The organism is Paenibacillus sp. J31TS4, from assembly GCF_018403265.1.
In the GTDB taxonomy this organism is placed as follows: Bacteria; Bacillota; Bacilli; order Paenibacillales; family NBRC-103111; genus J31TS4.
This window is the reverse complement of the sequence record NZ_BOSI01000003.1, coordinates 456,119-473,912: the sequence shown is the minus strand read 5'-3', so window position 1 is coordinate 473,912 and position 17,794 is coordinate 456,119. Positions and strand designations below refer to the sequence as shown.

Annotated in this window: 17 protein-coding genes; 15 read left to right on the top strand and 2 right to left on the bottom strand. The window is 59.1% G+C overall.

From position 1 onward, the window contains the following. Nucleotides 1–14: 14 nt before the first annotated feature. Entirely contained in the window at nucleotides 15–470 is a 456-nt protein-coding gene (locus KJS47_RS17040; protein ID WP_213526258.1) for a tripartite tricarboxylate transporter TctB family protein, read from the bottom strand. A gap of 74 nt (nucleotides 471–544) precedes the next feature. Continuing rightward, nucleotides 545–1,579, bottom strand: a complete 1,035-nt coding sequence (locus KJS47_RS17035) for a Bug family tripartite tricarboxylate transporter substrate binding protein (RefSeq protein ID WP_213526257.1) — start codon at nucleotides 1,577–1,579, stop codon at nucleotides 545–547. 288 nt (nucleotides 1,580–1,867) lie between these two features. Between KJS47_RS17035 and KJS47_RS17030 the strand changes: the two genes are divergently transcribed. The 15 genes from KJS47_RS17030 (at nucleotide 1,868) to KJS47_RS16960 (ending at nucleotide 17,784) form a co-directional block, all read left to right on the top strand. Next, on the top strand, nucleotides 1,868–3,469 hold the full coding sequence (locus KJS47_RS17030; protein ID WP_213526256.1) for an ATP-binding protein: 1,602 nt from the start codon (nucleotides 1,868–1,870) through the stop codon (nucleotides 3,467–3,469). After that, nucleotides 3,466–4,161 carry a response regulator gene (locus KJS47_RS17025; protein ID WP_213526255.1) on the top strand — a complete coding sequence of 232 codons (696 nt, stop codon included), beginning with the start codon at nucleotides 3,466–3,468 and terminating at the stop codon, nucleotides 4,159–4,161. Before KJS47_RS17030 ends, KJS47_RS17025 begins: the two co-directional genes overlap by 4 nt. A 256-nt stretch (nucleotides 4,162–4,417) precedes the next feature. After that, a complete protein-coding gene (locus tag KJS47_RS17020; RefSeq protein WP_213526254.1) occupies nucleotides 4,418–4,852 on the top strand; it encodes an N-acetyltransferase in 435 nt (144 codons plus the stop codon). 214 nt (nucleotides 4,853–5,066) lie between these two features. Continuing rightward, entirely contained in the window at nucleotides 5,067–6,860 is a 1,794-nt protein-coding gene (locus tag KJS47_RS17015) for an ABC transporter ATP-binding protein (protein ID WP_213526253.1), read from the top strand. A gap of 118 nt (nucleotides 6,861–6,978) precedes the next feature. Further along, a complete protein-coding gene (locus tag KJS47_RS17010; protein ID WP_213526252.1) occupies nucleotides 6,979–7,491 on the top strand; it encodes a hypothetical protein in 513 nt (170 codons plus the stop codon). Nucleotides 7,492–7,638: 147 nt separating this feature from the next. Further along, a complete protein-coding gene (locus KJS47_RS17005; RefSeq protein WP_213526251.1) occupies nucleotides 7,639–8,178 on the top strand; it encodes a hypothetical protein in 540 nt (179 codons plus the stop codon). Between the two features lie 187 nt (nucleotides 8,179–8,365). Then, nucleotides 8,366–9,082 (top strand): sulfite exporter TauE/SafE family protein, encoded by a 717-nt coding sequence (locus tag KJS47_RS17000; RefSeq protein ID WP_213526250.1) that lies wholly within the window; start codon nucleotides 8,366–8,368, stop codon nucleotides 9,080–9,082. A 209-nt stretch (nucleotides 9,083–9,291) separates the two neighbouring features. Then, nucleotides 9,292–10,302, top strand: a complete 1,011-nt coding sequence (locus tag KJS47_RS16995) for a LacI family DNA-binding transcriptional regulator (protein WP_213526249.1) — start codon at nucleotides 9,292–9,294, stop codon at nucleotides 10,300–10,302. A gap of 417 nt (nucleotides 10,303–10,719) precedes the next feature. Beyond that, on the top strand, nucleotides 10,720–11,790 hold the full coding sequence (locus KJS47_RS16990; RefSeq protein WP_213526248.1) for an ABC transporter substrate-binding protein: 1,071 nt from the start codon (nucleotides 10,720–10,722) through the stop codon (nucleotides 11,788–11,790). A gap of 108 nt (nucleotides 11,791–11,898) precedes the next feature. Next, nucleotides 11,899–12,828 carry a ribokinase gene (gene rbsK / locus KJS47_RS16985; protein ID WP_213526247.1) on the top strand — a complete coding sequence of 310 codons (930 nt, stop codon included), beginning with the start codon at nucleotides 11,899–11,901 and terminating at the stop codon, nucleotides 12,826–12,828. Then, nucleotides 12,825–13,643 carry an ABC transporter permease gene (locus KJS47_RS16980; RefSeq protein WP_213526246.1) on the top strand — a complete coding sequence of 273 codons (819 nt, stop codon included), beginning with the start codon at nucleotides 12,825–12,827 and terminating at the stop codon, nucleotides 13,641–13,643. The genes rbsK and KJS47_RS16980 overlap by 4 nt, the downstream gene beginning before the upstream one ends. A 14-nt stretch (nucleotides 13,644–13,657) precedes the next feature. Further along, the gene (locus KJS47_RS16975; RefSeq protein WP_213526245.1) at nucleotides 13,658–14,443 is read left to right on the top strand and encodes an ABC transporter permease; all 786 of its coding nucleotides are present in this window, start codon (nucleotides 13,658–13,660) and stop codon (nucleotides 14,441–14,443) included. 19 nt (nucleotides 14,444–14,462) lie between these two features. Next, nucleotides 14,463–15,518, top strand: a complete 1,056-nt coding sequence (locus tag KJS47_RS16970; RefSeq protein ID WP_213526244.1) for an ABC transporter ATP-binding protein — start codon at nucleotides 14,463–14,465, stop codon at nucleotides 15,516–15,518. A gap of 27 nt (nucleotides 15,519–15,545) precedes the next feature. Next, nucleotides 15,546–16,559, top strand: a complete 1,014-nt coding sequence (locus KJS47_RS16965) for an asparaginase (RefSeq protein ID WP_213526243.1) — start codon at nucleotides 15,546–15,548, stop codon at nucleotides 16,557–16,559. A gap of 25 nt (nucleotides 16,560–16,584) precedes the next feature. Beyond that, nucleotides 16,585–17,784 carry a M20 metallopeptidase family protein gene (locus KJS47_RS16960; protein ID WP_213526242.1) on the top strand — a complete coding sequence of 400 codons (1,200 nt, stop codon included), beginning with the start codon at nucleotides 16,585–16,587 and terminating at the stop codon, nucleotides 17,782–17,784. The last annotated feature ends 10 nt before the right edge of the window (nucleotides 17,785–17,794 follow it).

The following is a 17,794-nucleotide window of genomic DNA, read 5'->3' as shown; positions in this document are numbered from 1 at the left end:
ACACCTCCTGATGATTAGGAAAACCAGACCGGCCAGCCGGGCAGGGACCCTTCCAGCAGGACGACGAACACGTAATAGACGACCACCGAGAAGGCGGCGGATATCGCAAGCGACCGCAGGCGTTTGCCCGGTTCAATGACCTGGAAGCCGATGAACAAGAACAGTGTCGTACCGATCAGGTAGCCGATCTCCTCGAGAAAAAATGCATAAAGCACCGCAGCCGCCAGAATGATGCCGAACCGTTTGTAATCGTATATTTGCTTCTCGCCGGAGGCGGCTTTGGAGCGGAACACCTCGTAAAACAGGCGTACACTGAGCAGCATCATGAGGATGCCGAGCCCCATCGGGAAGATGTCCGGTCCCACGCTGCTTCCGTAGGACGTGGCGCTGATCTTGCGGCTCTCCCAGACGAAGACAGCACCGATCAGGAAGAATGCCATGCTGGCGTAGCGGTCGAAGGGTTTGTTCACTTGCAGTTTCCTCCTTTCGGTTTGGAACAAGAAGGAGAAGAGAGGGCTCTCTTCTCCGGTAAGGACTCCCTAGTTTACTTGGCCATATTGAGGGCGGTCAGCAGGTCTTTGACAAGCTTTTCCTGCTCCCCGAGGAACTTGGTGAAGTCGGCGGAATTCTTGTAGTCGCTCTCCCAGGTGTTGGCCGCGAGCTCCTTCTTCCACTCTTCTTTCTCGGTAAGCGCCTTGAGCGTCTTCTCCCAATATGCGAGCTCATCCTTGCTCATTTCCTTCGGCCCGAACACGCCGCGCCAGATGTTGAACTCCGCATCCAGGCCAAGCTCCTTGAGGGTCGGCACATCCTTGAACGTGCCTTTCAATCTCTCGCTGGATGTGACGGCAAGCACCTTTACCTTGCCGGACTTCAGGTAGGACTCCAGGGAAGAGGCGTCCGTGCCGATTGCCGTCGCGTTATTCCCGAGCAGCGCGGCTACCGCTTCGCCGCCCCCGTCATACGAGACGTACTTGACCTTCTTCGGGTCGATGCCGGCTTTGAACGCCGGCAGGATCGCGACCAGATGGTCCATCGACCCCGGGGCGGAGCCTCCCGCCATCGTGATTTTGCTCGGATCCGCCTTCAGATCGGCCAGCAGTGTCTTGAGATCGCTGTATTTGGAATCCGCCTTGACGGCGATGGCTCCATAATCCTTGGTCAGCTGGGCGAGCGGCGTCGTGTCCTTGTAGCCGTATGGGCTGCTGCCTTCCTTCTTCAGGTTGTTGATGAGGATAGGAGGGGAGCTTACCATAAGCGTGTAAGGATTCTTCTTTTCCTTGGTGGCGAACTCCGCCATGTACACCGTCCCGCCGCCGCCCGGCTTGTTCTCCACGGTCATGGTGGAGTTGACCAGCTTCGTCTCGGCCAGCACCTTCGTCAGGGAGCGGGCCGTCTTGTCCCAGCCTCCGCCGGCTCCGGAAGGAGCGACGACGGTAATGGGCTTTTGCGGGTAGGCAGACGCTTTATTGGAATCGCTTTCAGATCCTTGCGTGGATTTGGATGTTCCGCAGGCTGTGAGGCTAACGGCCATCAGTACGGCAAGGGGCACCGCTGCCCATTTTGCTCTTGCTTTCATTGTCTATTCCTCCCACTCGTTGTTAGCGCTTTCTTACTCGCAGAGTAGCACGGCTGGCAAGCGCTTGAATAGCTTGCGGATATAAGTTGAATACTGGCCATAGTGCCCATTTTGTTCATTAAAATCACGGGTAAAAGCGCTTTCTTTCCTATACAATGAAAAGGCGCTGGAGGCTGGAGGCGTTCCAGCGCGGCTGCCGGGGCAGCTGGAGCAGGTTTAAGCGACCCACTCTTGCCAAAGAACAGCAACGAACAACATTAATAGTCTCGGCGAGAAGGAGAAACGGCTATGAAGCTTAAGCTGCAAACCAAACTGATCCTGCTGATCGGATCGCTTCTGCTACTTGTCATTATCGTACTGGCCCTGTCCTTTCAGCGAATGTGGGTGAATTCTCTCAAGGAACATATCGGGGCGACGGCCCTTAACATAGCGAAGACCGTGGCGAGAATGCCGGAGATTCAGGAGGCCTTTGACGACCCGGATCCCGCCCGCTTGATCAATCCGATCATCGAGCCCATCCGGGAGGAGACGGGGGCGGAGTTCATTGTAGTCGGCAACCGGGAGGGCATTCGTTATTCCCACCCCGATCCGCTCCGGATCGGCAAGACCATGGTGGGAGGAGACAACGGCCCCGTGTTCGAGGGGCGCTCGATCACCTCTGTGGCGGCAGGCTCGCTGGGGCTTTCCCTGCGGGGCAAGACCCCTATTTTCGACGACAACAACCAAGTGATCGGCGTCGTCTCTGTCGGTTTTCTATTGGAAGACATTAACGAAAAGGCGGAGGACTACCGGGATACGGTCCTCTTGATCTCCCTTGTCACTTTGGCAGGAGGAGCCGCAGGGGCGATCTTGATCGCGCGCGGAGTGAAGAAGAGCATTCTTGGGCTGGAGCCGGAGGAGATCGGGCATCTGTACCAGGAGAAGAAGGCCGTGCTCGAATCCATCCGCGAAGGGATTCTGGCGGTGAACCGGGCGGGGACCATCACGCTTGCCAACCAGACCGCCCTGCAGCTCCTCGGCGTCCCCGAGCACGAGAACGTGACGGGGCGCTACATGCTCGACGTGCTGCCGACGTCTCGCCTGATGGAGGTCGTCGAGTCGGGGCGGGCGGAATTCGATCAGGAGATGGTCCTCGCTGGTGAAGCCGTTGTGGTCAACCGGGTTCCGGTGCTGGATGACGAGAACCGGGTCATCGGGGCGGTAGCGAGCTTCCGGGCGAGGTCCGAGCTGTACCGGCTGAACGAAGAGCTCGCACAGGTGAAGCTGTACGCAGGCGGACTCCGGGCGCAGACGCATGAATACTCCAACAAGCTGTATACGATCTCGGGCCTGATCCAGCTCGGTCTCTATCAGGAGGCGCTCGAGGTGATCACGCACGAAACGGACGTGCATCAGAATTTTATCCGGTTCATTATGGAGGAGATCCCGAGCCGCCTCATCGGAGGGCTGCTCGTCGGCAAGTTCAATCGGGCCAACGAGCTCAGGGTCGAGCTGGTCGTCGACCCGGACAGCACCTTCCGGGATATTCCCGCCGCCATCAACCGGTTCCATCTTGTGACTATTCTCGGCAATCTGATCGACAATGCGATGGATGCGGTGCTGGAGCAGGAGGAAGGCCAGCGGCGCGTCACCGTCCTGCTCACCGATCTGGGAGAGGATTTGATCATGGAGGTCGAGGATACGGGGAAGGGCATCCCGGACGAAGTGGCGGAGAGGATCTTCGAGACCGGCTTCTCCACCAAGAACGGAGAGAGCCGGGGAGTGGGCCTGGCCTTGGTCCGGCAGGCGGTGGATCAGCTGGGCGGCTACATTACGTTTGCGCGCGGCGAACAGGGAGGAACCGTCTTCACGGCGGTCGTGCCCAAGCAGGGAAGGGGGAGACCGGCATGATACGCGTGCTCATCGTGGAGGACGATGTCCGCATTGCGGAGATTAACCGGCGTTTCACCGAGAAGGTGCCGGGGTTTCAAGTGGTGGGAATCGCCACCGACGGGAAGCAGGCGAGGGAGCAGCTGGAGGTGATGGAGCCGGATCTCGTTCTCCTCGATCTGTACTTTCCCGACATGAACGGGCTCGACCTGCTTAAGCTCATTCAGAGCGACTACCGGCGGACGGACGTCATTGTCATCACGGCGGCCAAGGAGATCGATACCGTCCGGGAGGCGATCCGGGGCGGTGTCGTCGACTTCGTCATCAAGCCGGTCATCCTGGAGCGATTTCAGGAAAAGCTGCAGCAGTACAGCCAATACCGCGGCCGCCTTGCCGCTCTCGAGGAGAGCAGCGGAGAGGTGGGGCAGCAGGAGGTCGACGAGCTGCTCCGCGGCGCTTCTCTGGGTAGCAAAGCCGGCGGCTCGGCCTACCTGCCCAAAGGAATCGACCGGCTGACGATGGAGAAGGTTTCGGCCTTCCTCCGCGGAACGAAGGAAAGCTTGACGGCGGAGGAAGTCGGCCGGCGCATGGGCGTCAGCCGCTCCACCGCCCGCCGATATCTGGAGTATTTCGTGTCGACGGGAGAGCTTCATGCCGATCTGGCCTACGGCACCGTCGGGCGCCCGGAACGGGTTTACCGCAGCAAGAAATAGCACTCGGAAAGGGGCTCGGCCTCGGCCGGGCCGGGAAGGCCCGCTCTCTTTCAGCCCCGCGCGAAGCTCCCGGCGCGCGGGGCTCGGTGTCACATGACGGTGGCCAACTACCGTTCGGGTAGGCGGATCGCATGCCGGCGTTGGATAGAGTAAGATAGAGCTTGGTGCCGGTGATCCTTTCTCGCTGGAAGCGAAAAGGGGCACAGCCGGAACGATGGCTATCGGATAGAAGAGAGAATGGGAGTGGAAGCAAGAAATGAGGATAAGGCCATATACAGAGCAAGACCTGGAGAGAATGGTGGACATTTGGTTCGAGGGGTCTAAACAAGCCCATAGCTTCATACCGGAAGAATACTGGGCCTCCAACCGGGAAGCTATGAAAACCGTCTATCTTCCGATGGCACAGTCCTTTGTGCTGGAGGAGAACGGCATGGCGGCTGGGTTTGCTTCCATAATCGATGACTACTTGGCCGCCTTGTTCATCCGTCCTGCGGAGCAAGGGAAAGGATATGGCGGGCTCCTGCTTAATTACGTGAAGGAGCGGACGGGCCGGCTCCGCTTAAAGGTTTACCAACAGAACGAAAACGCCGTTCGGTTCTATCAAAGGAACGGCTTTCGGCTTGCGTCCGAAACGATTGATGAACTTACGTTCGCTCCCGAATACGAACTGATCTGGCAAGAAGAGCAGTAAACAAGTCAGGGTCTCTCTAACCAATCAAGCAAGCCGGCTGCCGCCCCGCTGCGGCCGGCTTTTTCTTGTGGGTTTCCTGGGTTTTACCCGGCCTACAGTTCCGTCAAGTCGCCCCCAAACCCGGTTCTCTTTAACCGGTTCTTTCGACCTAAATTTCGTTTACAGCCATTTTTAAATACGGTAATGTATGGATATTGAAGGGCGGAGATGCCGATTGAAGTTTGTAAAAACTGTGCTGCGTTATATGAGCGGCGCCAGAGGGTGGCTCGGTCTCGTTCTCGTTTGCATGGCCGTCGAGGTCGGCTACACCGTGGCCGCTCCCTTGAGCCTGAAATATCTCGTAGACGAGGCGTTTCTGCCCAAAAACGCTCCTGTATTCGTTCTTATCCTCAGCCTGTTGATCGGCTGTGGAGCGCTCAATATTCTGGCGGCACTCGGCGGGGATTACGGAATCGGCAAGCTCAGCGGTGAGGTGATCCGGAGGCTTAGGCTCGAGCTGTTCGCGCATTTGCAGAAGCAATCGCTTCCGTTCTATCGGCGCTACCAAGCGGGAGACCTGGTCACCCGCTTCATCTCGGATATGGCCAGTATGGAGACGGTCGTCCGGGGCTCGTTTCCCTTCACGGTGAAGGAGACGCTGAGCATGCTGCTCGGGTTGGCGATGCTATTCGCCATCGAGTGGAAGCTGACGCTCGCCCTGCTGGCGGGCTCGGTCCTCCTGTTCCTCGGCCCCAAGCTGCTCCAGAGACGGGCGGAAGCCTCGAACGCGAGCTACAAGGAGGCCCAGGAGCGCTTCGCCAACCTGATCGAGGAGAGAGTTCGGGGGCACAGGACGATCCAGAGCCTGCATCAGCAGCCGCGGTTTCAGCAGCTCGCCCATCGGCACATCCGGGAGCTGTTCACCCTCGGGCTTCGCCTGCATGTGACGAACGCGCTGATGGAGCGTCTACCGCTGACGTCGCTGCTGCTGCTGAACGGCATTCTGCTCGGCTACGGCGGGTATCTGATCTTCGGGGACGAGCTGACGGTGGGGGGCTTCATGGCCTTCTTCACCCTGTTCCTAAGCGTAGGACAAGCCGTCTCCAATCTGACGCTGCTCATCCCGAGTCTTATCGAATCGAGCGTCAGCTTCCGGCGTGTCGGCGAGGTGCTGGACCACAGCCCCGACGTCCCGGAGGCGGCGGACGCCGCCGAGCTTCCGGCTGCCATCGGCTCGCTTCGCATGGATGGAGTCAGCTTCGGCTACTCGGACGATGCCGATCAGCTGCACGAGGTCAGCCTGCAAATCGAAGCGGGGAGCTACGTCGCTTTTGTCGGACCGAGCGGCTCGGGCAAGAGCACCGCATTGCAGCTGCTGGCTCGCCTCCAGGATCCGCGGCGCGGGACGGTGGCTGCCGGCGGACTGGACCTGCGCCGCGTGAGCGAGGCATCTCTCCGCAGAGGTGTGACGCTGGTGACGCAGGACACCTTCTTGTTCAGCGGCACCATCCGGGAGAACCTGCTGCTGGACAGCGGGGAGGCGGGCGAAGAGGAGATGCTGGAGGCGGCGCGGCAGGTGAACCTGCACGCAGTCATTGCCAGCTGGCCCGCCGGCTACGACACATGGGTGCAGCCGGGGGGCGACTCGCTGTCGGGCGGCGAACGGCAGCGTCTCGCCATCGCCCGGGCGCTGCTGAGGAAGCCGGCGGTGCTGCTGCTGGACGAGGTCACCTCGGCGCTCGATCCGGTCTCGGAGGCCGCGGTGCATCAGCTGCTGGAGCGGCAGAGAGGCAGCCGGACGATTGTCTCCGTCACCCACCGGCTCGCATCGGCCGCCGGCGCAGACCGGATTTATGTGTTCCAGGAGGGCCGGATCGTAGAGTCCGGCACCCATGAGGAGCTGCTTTCGCGCAGGGGCCTGTACCGGACGCTTTGGGACAAGCAAGCCGGCCTATCCCGCCGGAATGAGGACACAATGAATGACGGCAAACCAATTCCACGGGAAGCCGATCCGGCAGGCGTTTCGTAAGCGGGTGGCCTCCCCGGATGATTGACAGGAGAAGATACGGCAGCCGCTGAATCGGCAGAAGTGCATGCGAGCGTATGCACGACCGATCGGCCAGCAGAAGAAGAGAAGGAGAACCGCCATGACGTATTACCTGCGCTGTACCGAAGAAGAGGAATACGCACAAGTCAGTTTGTTCGCGCTCAAGAACCGGCACGAGCTGCACCGGGCTTTCGGCACCGTGGACATGGTCACTTTGCTGTACGACTATATGACGCTCGGCCATCTGCTTTACATAGCGGATGAGGACCGCCGGGTGATCGGCGTCACGGCCTACTACCATGGGACGCCCGAGGCGGACTTCCGTGATAAGGAAGTCGCCCACGCCGAAATCGCCATTCTTGATCGGGCTTACCGGGGGACGCGCCAATTTCTTAAAGGGCTGAATTTCCTGGTAGAGGAAATTATGAAGACCCACCCGGAGGTCCAGGACCTTCGATTCACCGCCTTTTCGGAGAATAAATACTTATGCAGGCTCTACTCCAAATTCTCCAAGATCAGCCATACCAGGGAGGGACTTTTGGGGGAGGAAACGATCTTTTCTGTCAATGTCTACCAACTTAGGACTAGTCTAGACACCGTTTACAAGGTATAGTTAGGAAGAAAGTAACAACTTTCCAAAAACTAGCAGAGGAGGTTCTGATCCCATGATCATCGTCCCCCCAACCCTTAAGAAGGGCACGAGTAAAATTCTCAAGTCGATCGCAGCAAACGATGTCCTGCGCGCGCAAGCAGCGAAGTAATGTCCTTTGAATTTCGGCATTGTACATTCGAGATGGACTACGAGTCCTACATAAGCTTCTTGCTCCAGCATCATGCGGAACTGAATTTGCCGTACCCCTTTGCCTTGAAGCTTAGCTTCCTCAGCAGCCCGCTGCTGCTAGGCAAAGCGATGCTGATCCTATCGGAGGAGCCTTACGAGATCATCGGTGCCGCCGGCTTTGTCTATGGAACCGGCGCGAACGATTACAAGGACCGTCAGATTTGCCAGGTGGAGGTTGCTTATCTCCTGCCGGCCTATCGGCGGACCTTGCTGTTCGGATATGCGCTCCAGGCTCTCCTGGACGCCATGAAGGCAGGGAATCCGGACGTCGAGACTGTTCAGTTTTGGTCTCCCCAGGAGAATGCCGATTTGGAGAAGCTCTTCTCCAAATTCGGGTCCCTGCCGGGGGCGGAGCGCTCCGTCGTCAACCAGCTGGTTTGCTACCGGATTCCCTATGCCGAGCTGCAGAAGGCGGGCCGCCGTCCGGAGAATCGGCACTTGGTCCAGCAGCGCTCCTAACGAGCCGGTTCCGTGCATGGAGCCGAAAGAAAGAACCCCGACAATTGTCGGGGTTCTTTCTTTCGCGAAGAGGACTCGAGCTAGCTCTCCGGCTAGATTAAAGAACTCGAATCGGCGGTTGGAGAGAGATTCTCGATTGGTTATAATAAGAGGTTAGAATCAAGTTCCGTAAGGAGGCGATCCTGTCGTGGAGAACTGGTTGTTGTTAACCGGGATTGTGTTTTTCGCCGCCCTGCTGCAGGCGAGCACAGGGTTCGGCTTTTCCATTATCGGAACCCCGTTCTTGTTCCTGCTTTACCCGGCTCATGCCGCTATCCAAATCAATATTCTCCTGTCGCTGTGCCTCTCCCTAATCATGATCTATCCGGTACGAAGGGAGATCGAGAAGGGGCTGCTGGGCAGACTGGCGGCGGGCAGCATCGTCGGGCTGATCCCCGGGATCGGGATCTATCTCTATGTGGAGGTAGAGTGGCTAAAAGCGGTGGTAGGCGGGCTGATTCTCCTGTTGACGGTCCTGCTGATGGTCAACGTCACCATTCGGCGAACGAAGGGCCGGGATCTGCTGACCGGCGGAATCTCAGGAGCGTTAACGACGAGCATCGGGGTACCAGGACCTCCCTTGCTGCTCTATTTTGCCGGAGCAGGGACCGCAAAGGAGACGCTGCGCGGGACCACGCTGGCCTACTACCTGTTGGTGTATTCGGTAAGCTTGGGCCTGCAAATCTCATTGGGCGGGACCGGGCAAGAGGTCTGGGTTTCGTCCGGAATCGCGCTCCCCGCTCTTATTTTGGGGATCCTCGCTGGGCAATGGCTGTTTAAGCGAATGAGCCAGCGGCTCTTCAAACGGATGACTTATGTTATTCTCCTGTTTACGGGCACCTATCTGCTCGTGACGAGCGTCTAGCATCGGGCGAGCGACAGGAGGGCCTGAACAAGCGGGCTTCCCTTGCGGGGATACGGGCACAGCCAGGCTTCCGCTGCCTTTGCAGCAGCCGGAATGCCTATTCAAAATGCGGTCAGCCAATTTGACATCCGGCGGGACGCTCGGTAAGATGAAAGCAGAATGTGTAACCGATACCATATTTAGATTTTGATAAACGGCAGAGGTGCGGGATGGCGACGATAAGGGATGTGGCCAAGCTGGCGGCGGTTTCTGTCGCCACGGTGTCACGGGTGCTTAACAATAACGGGTATGTCAACAAAGAGACGAAAGAAAAGGTCCAGCAGGCGATCCAACTGCTGCAGTATGAGCCCAATACAATGGCCAAGGGGCTGGCCGGCAAGAAGACGGAGACGCTGGCGCTCGTCCTGCCGGACATTTCGAACCCCTTCTTTTCGGAGGTGGCGCGGGCGGTGGAAGACGTCGCCCAGCTGTACGGCTATACGGTGGTGCTGTGCAATACCGACAGCGATACGGACAAGGAGCAGACGTACATTCAGGTCATGAAGAGACGGTACGTCGACGGCATGCTGTTCGCCAGCAATACGCTGCGGGCCGCCGATGTCCTCATGCTGAACAAAGCGAACATTCCGCTCGTCGTGCTGGACCGGGCGCCGGCGAACGTTCCTTGTCTCGTAGTGCGCTCCAAAAACAACGAAGGGGCGAAGCTGGCCATCCGCCATCTGCTCGATACCGGATGCCGAAGAATCGCCCATATTTACGGCCCGCAGGAGACGGCCACGGGCAAAGAGCGGCTCATCGGGTATGAAGAAGCCGTCCGCTCGTTCCCCTGGTACTCGCCGACGCTCATGGAGCCGGGGCAATTCAGCATCCAGGGAGGAATGGCCGCTGCCGAGAAGCTGATGGAGCGTCACCCCGACATCGACGGGATCTTCGCGGGCAATGACCTGATGGCGCTTGGCGCGCTCAAGAAGCTACAGCAGCTCGGCATCCCGGTGCCGGGCCGCGTCTCCCTGATCGGCTTTGACGGAATCGAGCTGACGCGAATTACCGAGCCGGAGCTATCGACAATCGCGCAGCCGATCTACGAGATCGGCGCGACGGCGACCCGGCTATTGATCAAAAAAATCGAAGGTGTCCAACTGGAAAACGAGACGTACGAGTGTGAGGTCGAGCTGATGGCGAGAGGCTCGACACGAGGAAACGCGGAAGCCGGACGGTAACGGAAGTGTACTTCGAACTAGTAAGCCAACCGTTCCATAAGCAAGAGCAGGCAACCCTTTTACGGGGGAGCCTGCTCTTTTTTTTTTGGGAGCTGTGAGCGGCCGGCGCCGCGGCCTGGAGTTCCTGCTGCGGCAGCCGAAAGCCCTCAGCGGAATGGAGCCCAGGAAGAATAAGGGGGCCGCCTTCGTTCAGATCGCCATTGACAAGGAGAGGGAGCCAAATTATTATTTATGTAACCGTTACCGGAAATTATCACAATAACCGTTAAATCAATCGTTATTGGATTATGTAACAGGTTTCCTAAAAATGCCCTTCTGGGATTTTATGGAGAAAAAACCAGATGTGATAAGGGAAGATAGCGGTTACAGGAAAGAGGCAGGGGAGCAAGACAACAACTTGTTGGGAGGAAACAGGCAATGAAAAAGGGATGGACGATCTCTCTCGCCGTGCTGCTGCTGACAGGGGCACTGGCGGGATGCGCCAGCAAGAACGAGGCAAGTGGAACGGATGCGCAAGGAAACGGCAAGCCGAAAGAGCTGGTGGTGTCGACATGGGGCTTCAGCGAGGACCTGCTGAAGAAGAATGTATTCGAGCCGTTCGAAAAAGCCAACAACGTCAAGATTAAGCTGGAGGTCGGCAACAACTCGGACCGCCTGAACAAGGTCAGAATGAAAGCGCATCAGGTCGATGTGATCATGCTTGCCGAGCAGTTCGCCGCTCAGGGGATCGAGGAAGGGCTGTTTGAAAAAATCGACCGCTCCCATATCCCGAACATCGACAATCTGTTCGATGTCGCCAAAGCGCCTAACGGCACCGATTACGGCCCGGCCTACACGGTCGGCAGCTCGGGAATCATTTACGACAAAACCGCCACTTCGCAGCCGGTCACGTCCTATGCCGATTTGTGGCGGCCGGAGTTCAAAGGAAAGCTATCCCTTCCCGACATTACGACGACCGACGGCGCCTTCCTCGTCGATTTTGCCTCCAAGGTAGGCGGCGCCCAGGCGATGGATACAGAGAAGGCGTTCGGCCAGCTCAAGACGCTCGGTCCGAGCGTCGTGAAGTTCTACACCAAAAGCTCCGATTTGGCGAACATGTTCAACCAGAAGGAAGTCGCTGTCGCGACGGTGCAGAATTTCGTCCTGGCTACGATCAAGAAAGCGAATCCCAACGTGGAGTGGGTGACGCCGAAAGAAGGCTCCTACGCGGTCCGCAATACGATGAACCTGGTCAAGGGAACCAAGAACAAGGAGCTGGGCGAGAAGTTCATCGACTGGTGGCTCAGTGAAGAGGTTCAGAAGGCGAACGCGCTCGATAAGGTCGACTCGCCCGCCAACAAGAACGTGAAGCTGACGCCGCAGGAAGCGGAGGGGCTCACCTACGGGGCCGACACGATCAACAATCTGAAGACGCTCGACTGGAACGCCGTGAACAAGAACATGAAAACATGGATCGATCGCTGGAACCGGGACGTAGTTTCGAATTAAAGAGGTTGGGAGAAGGCGGCCTCGCAACGAAGGGCCGCTTTCTCGCTGGTTAGGACTGCATGCCGCCGACAAGGGCTGCAGCAAAATTTCGACCAAGGAGCGCTAGCTATGAAGAACGGATCAGTTTTGGTGATCGGAAGTCTCAACATGGATTTGGTAGCGCAGGTCGGCAGCATGCCGCGTAGAGGGGAAACGATCCTTGGGCACAGCTTTGCCGCCATGATGGGGGGCAAGGGCTCCAACCAAGCCGTAGCCGCAGCGCGGCTTGGCTCGCAGGTCGCGCTGATCGGCTGTCTGGGATCCGATGAGTTTGGAGAGAGCATGCAGGCAGTGCTGAGGCAGGAGCGCATCGAAACGGGCGGCATCAGCCAGGTGGAGAATGTGCCGTCCGGCGCGGCGCTGGTCTGCGTCGACCCGGACGGAGACAATTCCATCGTGGTCGTCCCCGGTGCGAACAGCCATCTGACCGCACGGGACATTGACCGTCATGCGGACCTGTTCCAGGCGTGCGATGTGGTCGTTCTGCAGATGGAAATTCCTGTGGAGACCGTGGTATACAGCATGGCGGAGGCCAAGAGGCTCGGCAAAACCGTCATTCTGAATCTGGCGCCTTCCCGGCGGATGCCGGTGGAAGCACTGCGCCATGTAGATTATCTGGTCGTGAACGAAGTGGAGGCCGAGGAGCTGACCGGCGTCTCCATAAACCAATTCGACAGGCTGGTCGAAGGGCTAGCCGGGCTTCCATGCCGTCACGTCATTCTGACGCTTGGAGCGGAAGGCGTGGCCTATCTTGCCGACGGGCGAGTTCTCCGCCTGCCCGCTTACCGGGTACAGGCGGTGGATACGACCGGAGCGGGCGATTCCTTCGTCGGCGCTTTCGCCAGCCGCCTGGCACGCGGCGATGAGGCCGAGGAAGCCGTCGCCTACGCCGTCAAGGTCGCAGCCATTACCGTAACCCGGCTCGGGGCGCAGGCTGCGCTTCCGACCGAGGAGGAGATCCGGCAATTCGAACAAGTATGGGGGGTGGAGCAACCATGAAAAAACCGGCTTACTTGCTTCTATTCCCGGGCGCGCTGTTCCTGGCCGTCTTTATGGTGGTCCCGATCGCTACGATCATCCTATCTACCTTTGCGAACGATGGAAGCGTCAGCCTGGCGGGGTATACCTCGTTCTTCACCGATTCCTACACGCTCGGCATTCTCGGCACGACGCTGAAGATCAGCCTGATCTCGACGCTGATCTGCATTCTGCTCGGCTATCCGACCGCTTACTATATCTCCCGGACGAGCGTAAGCCGCCGCGGCATCTACCTGGCCCTCGCCATCTTCCCGCTGCTGACCAGCGCGATCGTGCGCTCGTTCAGCTGGATGGTGACGCTCGGCAAGACGGGACTGATCAATACGCTGCTTCTGCAGCTGCATGTCATTGACAAGCCGCTGCAGATTCTCTACACCGAAACCTCGATTATCATCGGGATGGTCCACCTGTTCCTGCCGCTGATGATCATCTCCTTAATCGGCGTCATGGAGAATATCGACGGGGACTTGATGCAGGCCGCCGCGAGCCTCGGAGCGTCCCGGTTCAAGGCGTTCGTGAAGGTCGTTCTGCCGCTCAGCATCCCGGGGCTCCTCGTGGGCAGCACGCTTGTGCTGGTAGGCAGTCTGACCGCTTACGCCACGCCGCAGCTGCTCGGGGGCAAAAAGAGAGTGCTCGCCACGCTGCTGTTTCAAAACACGATGACGCTGAACGACTGGAAGGCGGCATCCATTATCGCGACCATCATGATTGCCATCACGTTCCTCTTGATCGGCGTCATGAATGCACTCGCCAAAAAGCTGAACCCGAACGGCTGACAGGAGGGCAGACGATGAAGGAAAAACATACGTTGCTTGGTTGGATTACGTTTTTGGTCTTTCTATTTTTGCTGGGCCCGCTGGTCATTATTATCGGTGCCTCCTTCGGGCCGGATAACTACCTGACCTTTCCGCCCAATGGCTTTTCGCTCAAGTGGTACGAGAATGTCTTCCATGTCGAGATGTTCTGGACCTCGTTCAAGATCAGTATGCTCGTCGCCCTGCTCGGCATCGTGCTGTCGTTCCTGCTCGGGATTCCCGCTGCATATGCGCTTAGCAGGTATCAGTTTAAGGGCAAAGGCTTCTTCACTTCCTTTTTTATCTCGCCGATCATCATTCCCGGCATCGTGTTCGGGTATGGGCTGCTCAAATATCTCGTCATTACGTACCACATCCCGATCTTCCCGGGCGTTCTGATCGGGCACGTCGTGATTATGATTCCGTATGTGATCCGGGTCATCTCCTCAAGCCTGATGAACTTCGACTACTCGGTCGAAGAGGCGGCGATGAGCCTCGGCGCCAGCCGGCTGAAGACGTTCTTCGTTGTCGTGCTGCCGAACATTCGGTCCGGTATTATCGCGGGCATTCTGCTCGCCTTTCTGGAATCCTTCAACAATGTCGACGTGTCCGTCTTCATGACCGGCCCCGGCGTCAGCACGCTGCCGATCAGCATGCTGAATTACGTAGAGTACTATTTTGACCCGACGATTGCGGCCATCTCGGTCCTGTTCATGCTCATGACCGCGGTGCTCATCGCGGCGATCGAACGGACGCTGGGACTGCGGTTTTTCACGAAATAACAAGCGGGAGGCTGGAAGCATGGCACTGATCGAACTGAAAAATATTACGGTCGCGTACGACCAAAAGCACAATATTCTGGAGAATTTCAACCTGTCGGTGGAGGAAGGGGAATTCGTCTCCCTGCTCGGGCCGAGCGGCTGCGGCAAGACGACGACGCTTCGGCTGATCGCAGGCTTCAACGAGGCGAAGGATGGGCAGTTCCTGTTCAAGGGACAGGACTACACCAAAGTACCGGTGCATAAACGGGCATTCGGCTTTGTCTTCCAGAGCCATGCGTTGTTCCCGCATCTGAGCGTGTACGACAACGTCGCCTTCGGCCTCAAGCTGAGGAAGACCGACGCCAAGCAAATCCGTACGAAGGTGATGGACATTCTGGAAGCGGTCAATCTGAAGGGCTTTGAGAACCGGTACCCCTCCCAGCTGTCCGGCGGACAGAGGCAGCGGGTGGCGATTGCGCGCAGCCTAGTCATCCAGCCGGATCTGCTGCTCTTCGACGAGCCGCTCAGCAGCCTGGACGCCAATTTGCGGGTACAGATGCGGATGGAGATCCGCAGAATCCAGCAGGAGCTCAAGGTAACGACCGTCTATGTCTCGCATGATCAGGAGGAATGCTTCTCGATCTCCGACAAGGTGGCCATTATGAACAAGGGCGTCATCGAGCAGCTGGATACGCCGCCGCTCATCTACAAGAAGCCCAAAACCGAGTTCGTCGCCCGCTTCGTCGGGTTCGAGAATATTCTGCCGATGACTGGCTCCGGGGAAGGAGCCGCCCCGCTCAAGGCCAAGGACGGCACCCCGTTCGTCGTGGAGGGAGCCGCCGGGATGAAGGGGACGGTCAAATGTGCCATTCGCCCGGACGACATCCGGATCGCGAAGGACGGTGAGGAACGCGGAGCGGACAATTCGACTGCAGGCCGGATTCAGGTCACGACCTATCTCGGACGCGGCTATCAGTATGTCGTCGAGACGGCGATCGGCGAGTTCCTGGTCAACAGCCACGGCGAAGCTCCGTTCGGGCATGGGGAGACGGTCCGCCTGGACTTCCCACCGGACAAGCTGGTTCCCGTGGACTAACGAGACTATGGCAGGAGGGACGGAACCATGAGGTGCAATGGCAGCTCGGAGGAGCGTCTGCCGGCGATCAAGCTGGTGGCGCTCGGCGGCACGATAGCCGGCAAGGGGGCCGACCCGACGCGGCCCACGCAGTACGAGCCGGGCGTCCTGGGCGTTGACAGCCTGATCGCGGCCGTGCCGGAGATCGGCAAGCTCGCGCGCGTCAGCGGCGTTCAGCTGGCGAACATGCCCAGCTATGCAATGACCGAGGCGGACTGGCTGCGGCTCGCCTCCGTCGTGAACGGCCTGCTGAGCGACAGCGACTGTGACGGCGTGGTCGTGGCTCAAGGGACCGATACCCTTGAGGAGACCGCTTATTTTCTCCATCTGACCGTCAAAAGCGAGAAGCCGGTCGTGCTCGTAGGCGCCATGCGCCCGGCCACGGCGATGAGCGCGGACGGCCCGCTGAACCTGTACAACGCAGTGGCGCTTGCGGCGAGCCGGGCGGCATACGGACAGGGGGTTCTCCTTGTCATGAACGACCGAATCGGGTCCGCGCGGGACACGGTCAAAACCAATACGACGGCGGTCGATGCGTTCCGCGCGCCGGAGCTGGGATGCCTAGGCTATATGACGGACGGTCAGCCGTTCCTCTATTATGCCAGCACAAGGCTTCACACGAGCCGGACGGAATTCGACACGGCGGGGCTGACCGCTCTGCCGCGGGTGGAGATTCTGTATGGCTACGGCGGGAGCGGCAGGGATCTGGCGGACGCGGCCGTGCAGGCCGGCGCCCGGGGAATTGTCCATGCCGGCATGGGGAACGGGGGGATGGCACCCGCCATGCGGGAGGGACTGGCCGACGCCCGGCGGCAGGGGGTGGCTGTCGTCAGCGCCTCGCATGCCGGTAGCGGTCTGGTGACGGCCAAGGAGGCCGACCTCCGGGACGGCTTCGCCGCCTCGGGCAATCTGCCGCCCCGCAAAGCCCGTATTCTGTTGATGCTGGCACTTACCGTCACGAATCGGCCGGAAGAGATTCAAAGGATGTTCGACCTATACTGAGACAGAGTAGGAAGTGGTGGCAAGGATGGAAGCGACAATTACTTTGGAATGGGTCGAGGCGAATCTGGAGGCCCATCTGATTCAAATGTACAAGCATCTGCACCAGCATCCCGAGCTGAGCACGCAGGAAGTGGAGACGCAGGCCTTCATCCTGCGGGAGCTGGACCGGCTGAACATTCCCCGCAAGATCATGGCGACGACAGGCGTATGCGCCGAGATTCGGGGAGGCCGTCCCGGCAAGACCGTGCTGCTGCGCGCCGATATCGACGCGCTGCCCATCGGGGAGCAGACGGGGCTGCCCTACGCCTCCCGGAAAGAAGGCGTCATGCATGCCTGCGGCCATGACGCCCACACGGTCGTCGGCCTTGGCGTAGCGGCCGCGCTTCAGGAACGGGCGGCGGACCTGGCCGGCACGGTCAAGATCATGTTCCAGCCGTCCGAGGAGGTGCATCCGGGCGGGGCGACGAGAATGATCCAGGAAGGGATTCTCGAGAATCCCCGTGTGGACGCGGCGATAGGCATTCATACGAATCCGTATTTGCCCGCCGGCAAGCTCGGCCTGAAGGATGGCTATATTCTGGCTAATTCCGACCGGATTTACATTTCGCTCATCGGAAAAGGGGGCCATGCCTCCGCACCGGACCAGGGGATCGACGCGATCGCGATGGCGGGTCAATTCCTGACCGGGCTGCAGGCCATCGTCAGCCGTCAGCTGTCCCCCTTCGACAATGCCGTTATTACGATCGGAACCATCTCCGGGGGGTATACGGCCAACGCCATCGCCGACCGGGTCGATCTGGCGGGAACCGTCCGGACGCTGACGGCCGAGACGCGGGACCGGGTGCAGGCCAAGCTCGAGTCGCTGCTGCAGGCGGTAGCCGGTTACTGGGGCGGCACCTTCACCCATCGTTACGAGAGAGGGTATCCGGCAACGTGGAACGACAAGGCCATGACGGACACCGTGAGAGCGGCAGCCGCCGCCTGCTTCGGCGAGGACAGCATAATCGAGCTCGAGCACGGCTACATGAGCGGAGACGATTTTGCCTATCTCGCCCAAGCGGTGCCCTCCGTCTTCATCGAATGGGGAACGGGGACGGAAGGAGAAGAGAGCTTCGCCTGGCATCATCCGAAGTTCCGCGTTAACCTGGAGTCCTTGAAATACGGGGTCGCCGTCACGGCCCAAAGCATTGTAGGCTTCCTAGAGGACGGAGTCCGGGAAGGCTAGCGTCCAAACA

What these genes read in the sequence shown, in the direction of transcription:
- KJS47_RS17035 (WP_213526257.1), bottom strand. Translation starts at nt 1,579, where the DNA reads ATGAAAGCAAGAGCAAAATGGGCAGCGGTGCCCCTTGCCGTACTGATG.
- KJS47_RS17020 (WP_213526254.1), top strand. Translation starts at nt 4,418, where the DNA reads ATGAGGATAAGGCCATATACAGAGCAAGACCTGGAGAGAATGGTGGAC.
- rbsK (WP_213526247.1), top strand. Translation starts at nt 11,899, where the DNA reads ATGAAGAACGGATCAGTTTTGGTGATCGGAAGTCTCAACATGGATTTG.
- KJS47_RS16975 (WP_213526245.1), top strand. Translation starts at nt 13,658, where the DNA reads ATGAAGGAAAAACATACGTTGCTTGGTTGGATTACGTTTTTGGTCTTT.
- KJS47_RS16960 (WP_213526242.1), top strand. Translation starts at nt 16,585, where the DNA reads ATGGAAGCGACAATTACTTTGGAATGGGTCGAGGCGAATCTGGAGGCC.
- KJS47_RS16970 (WP_213526244.1), top strand. Translation starts at nt 14,463, where the DNA reads ATGGCACTGATCGAACTGAAAAATATTACGGTCGCGTACGACCAAAAG.
- KJS47_RS17025 (WP_213526255.1), top strand. Translation starts at nt 3,466, where the DNA reads ATGATACGCGTGCTCATCGTGGAGGACGATGTCCGCATTGCGGAGATT.
- KJS47_RS16965 (WP_213526243.1), top strand. Translation starts at nt 15,546, where the DNA reads ATGAGGTGCAATGGCAGCTCGGAGGAGCGTCTGCCGGCGATCAAGCTG.
- KJS47_RS17010 (WP_213526252.1), top strand. Translation starts at nt 6,979, where the DNA reads ATGACGTATTACCTGCGCTGTACCGAAGAAGAGGAATACGCACAAGTC.
- KJS47_RS16990 (WP_213526248.1), top strand. Translation starts at nt 10,720, where the DNA reads ATGAAAAAGGGATGGACGATCTCTCTCGCCGTGCTGCTGCTGACAGGG.
- KJS47_RS16980 (WP_213526246.1), top strand. Translation starts at nt 12,825, where the DNA reads ATGAAAAAACCGGCTTACTTGCTTCTATTCCCGGGCGCGCTGTTCCTG.
- KJS47_RS17030 (WP_213526256.1), top strand. Translation starts at nt 1,868, where the DNA reads ATGAAGCTTAAGCTGCAAACCAAACTGATCCTGCTGATCGGATCGCTT.
- KJS47_RS16995 (WP_213526249.1), top strand. Translation starts at nt 9,292, where the DNA reads ATGGCGACGATAAGGGATGTGGCCAAGCTGGCGGCGGTTTCTGTCGCC.
- KJS47_RS17005 (WP_213526251.1), top strand. Translation starts at nt 7,639, where the DNA reads ATGTCCTTTGAATTTCGGCATTGTACATTCGAGATGGACTACGAGTCC.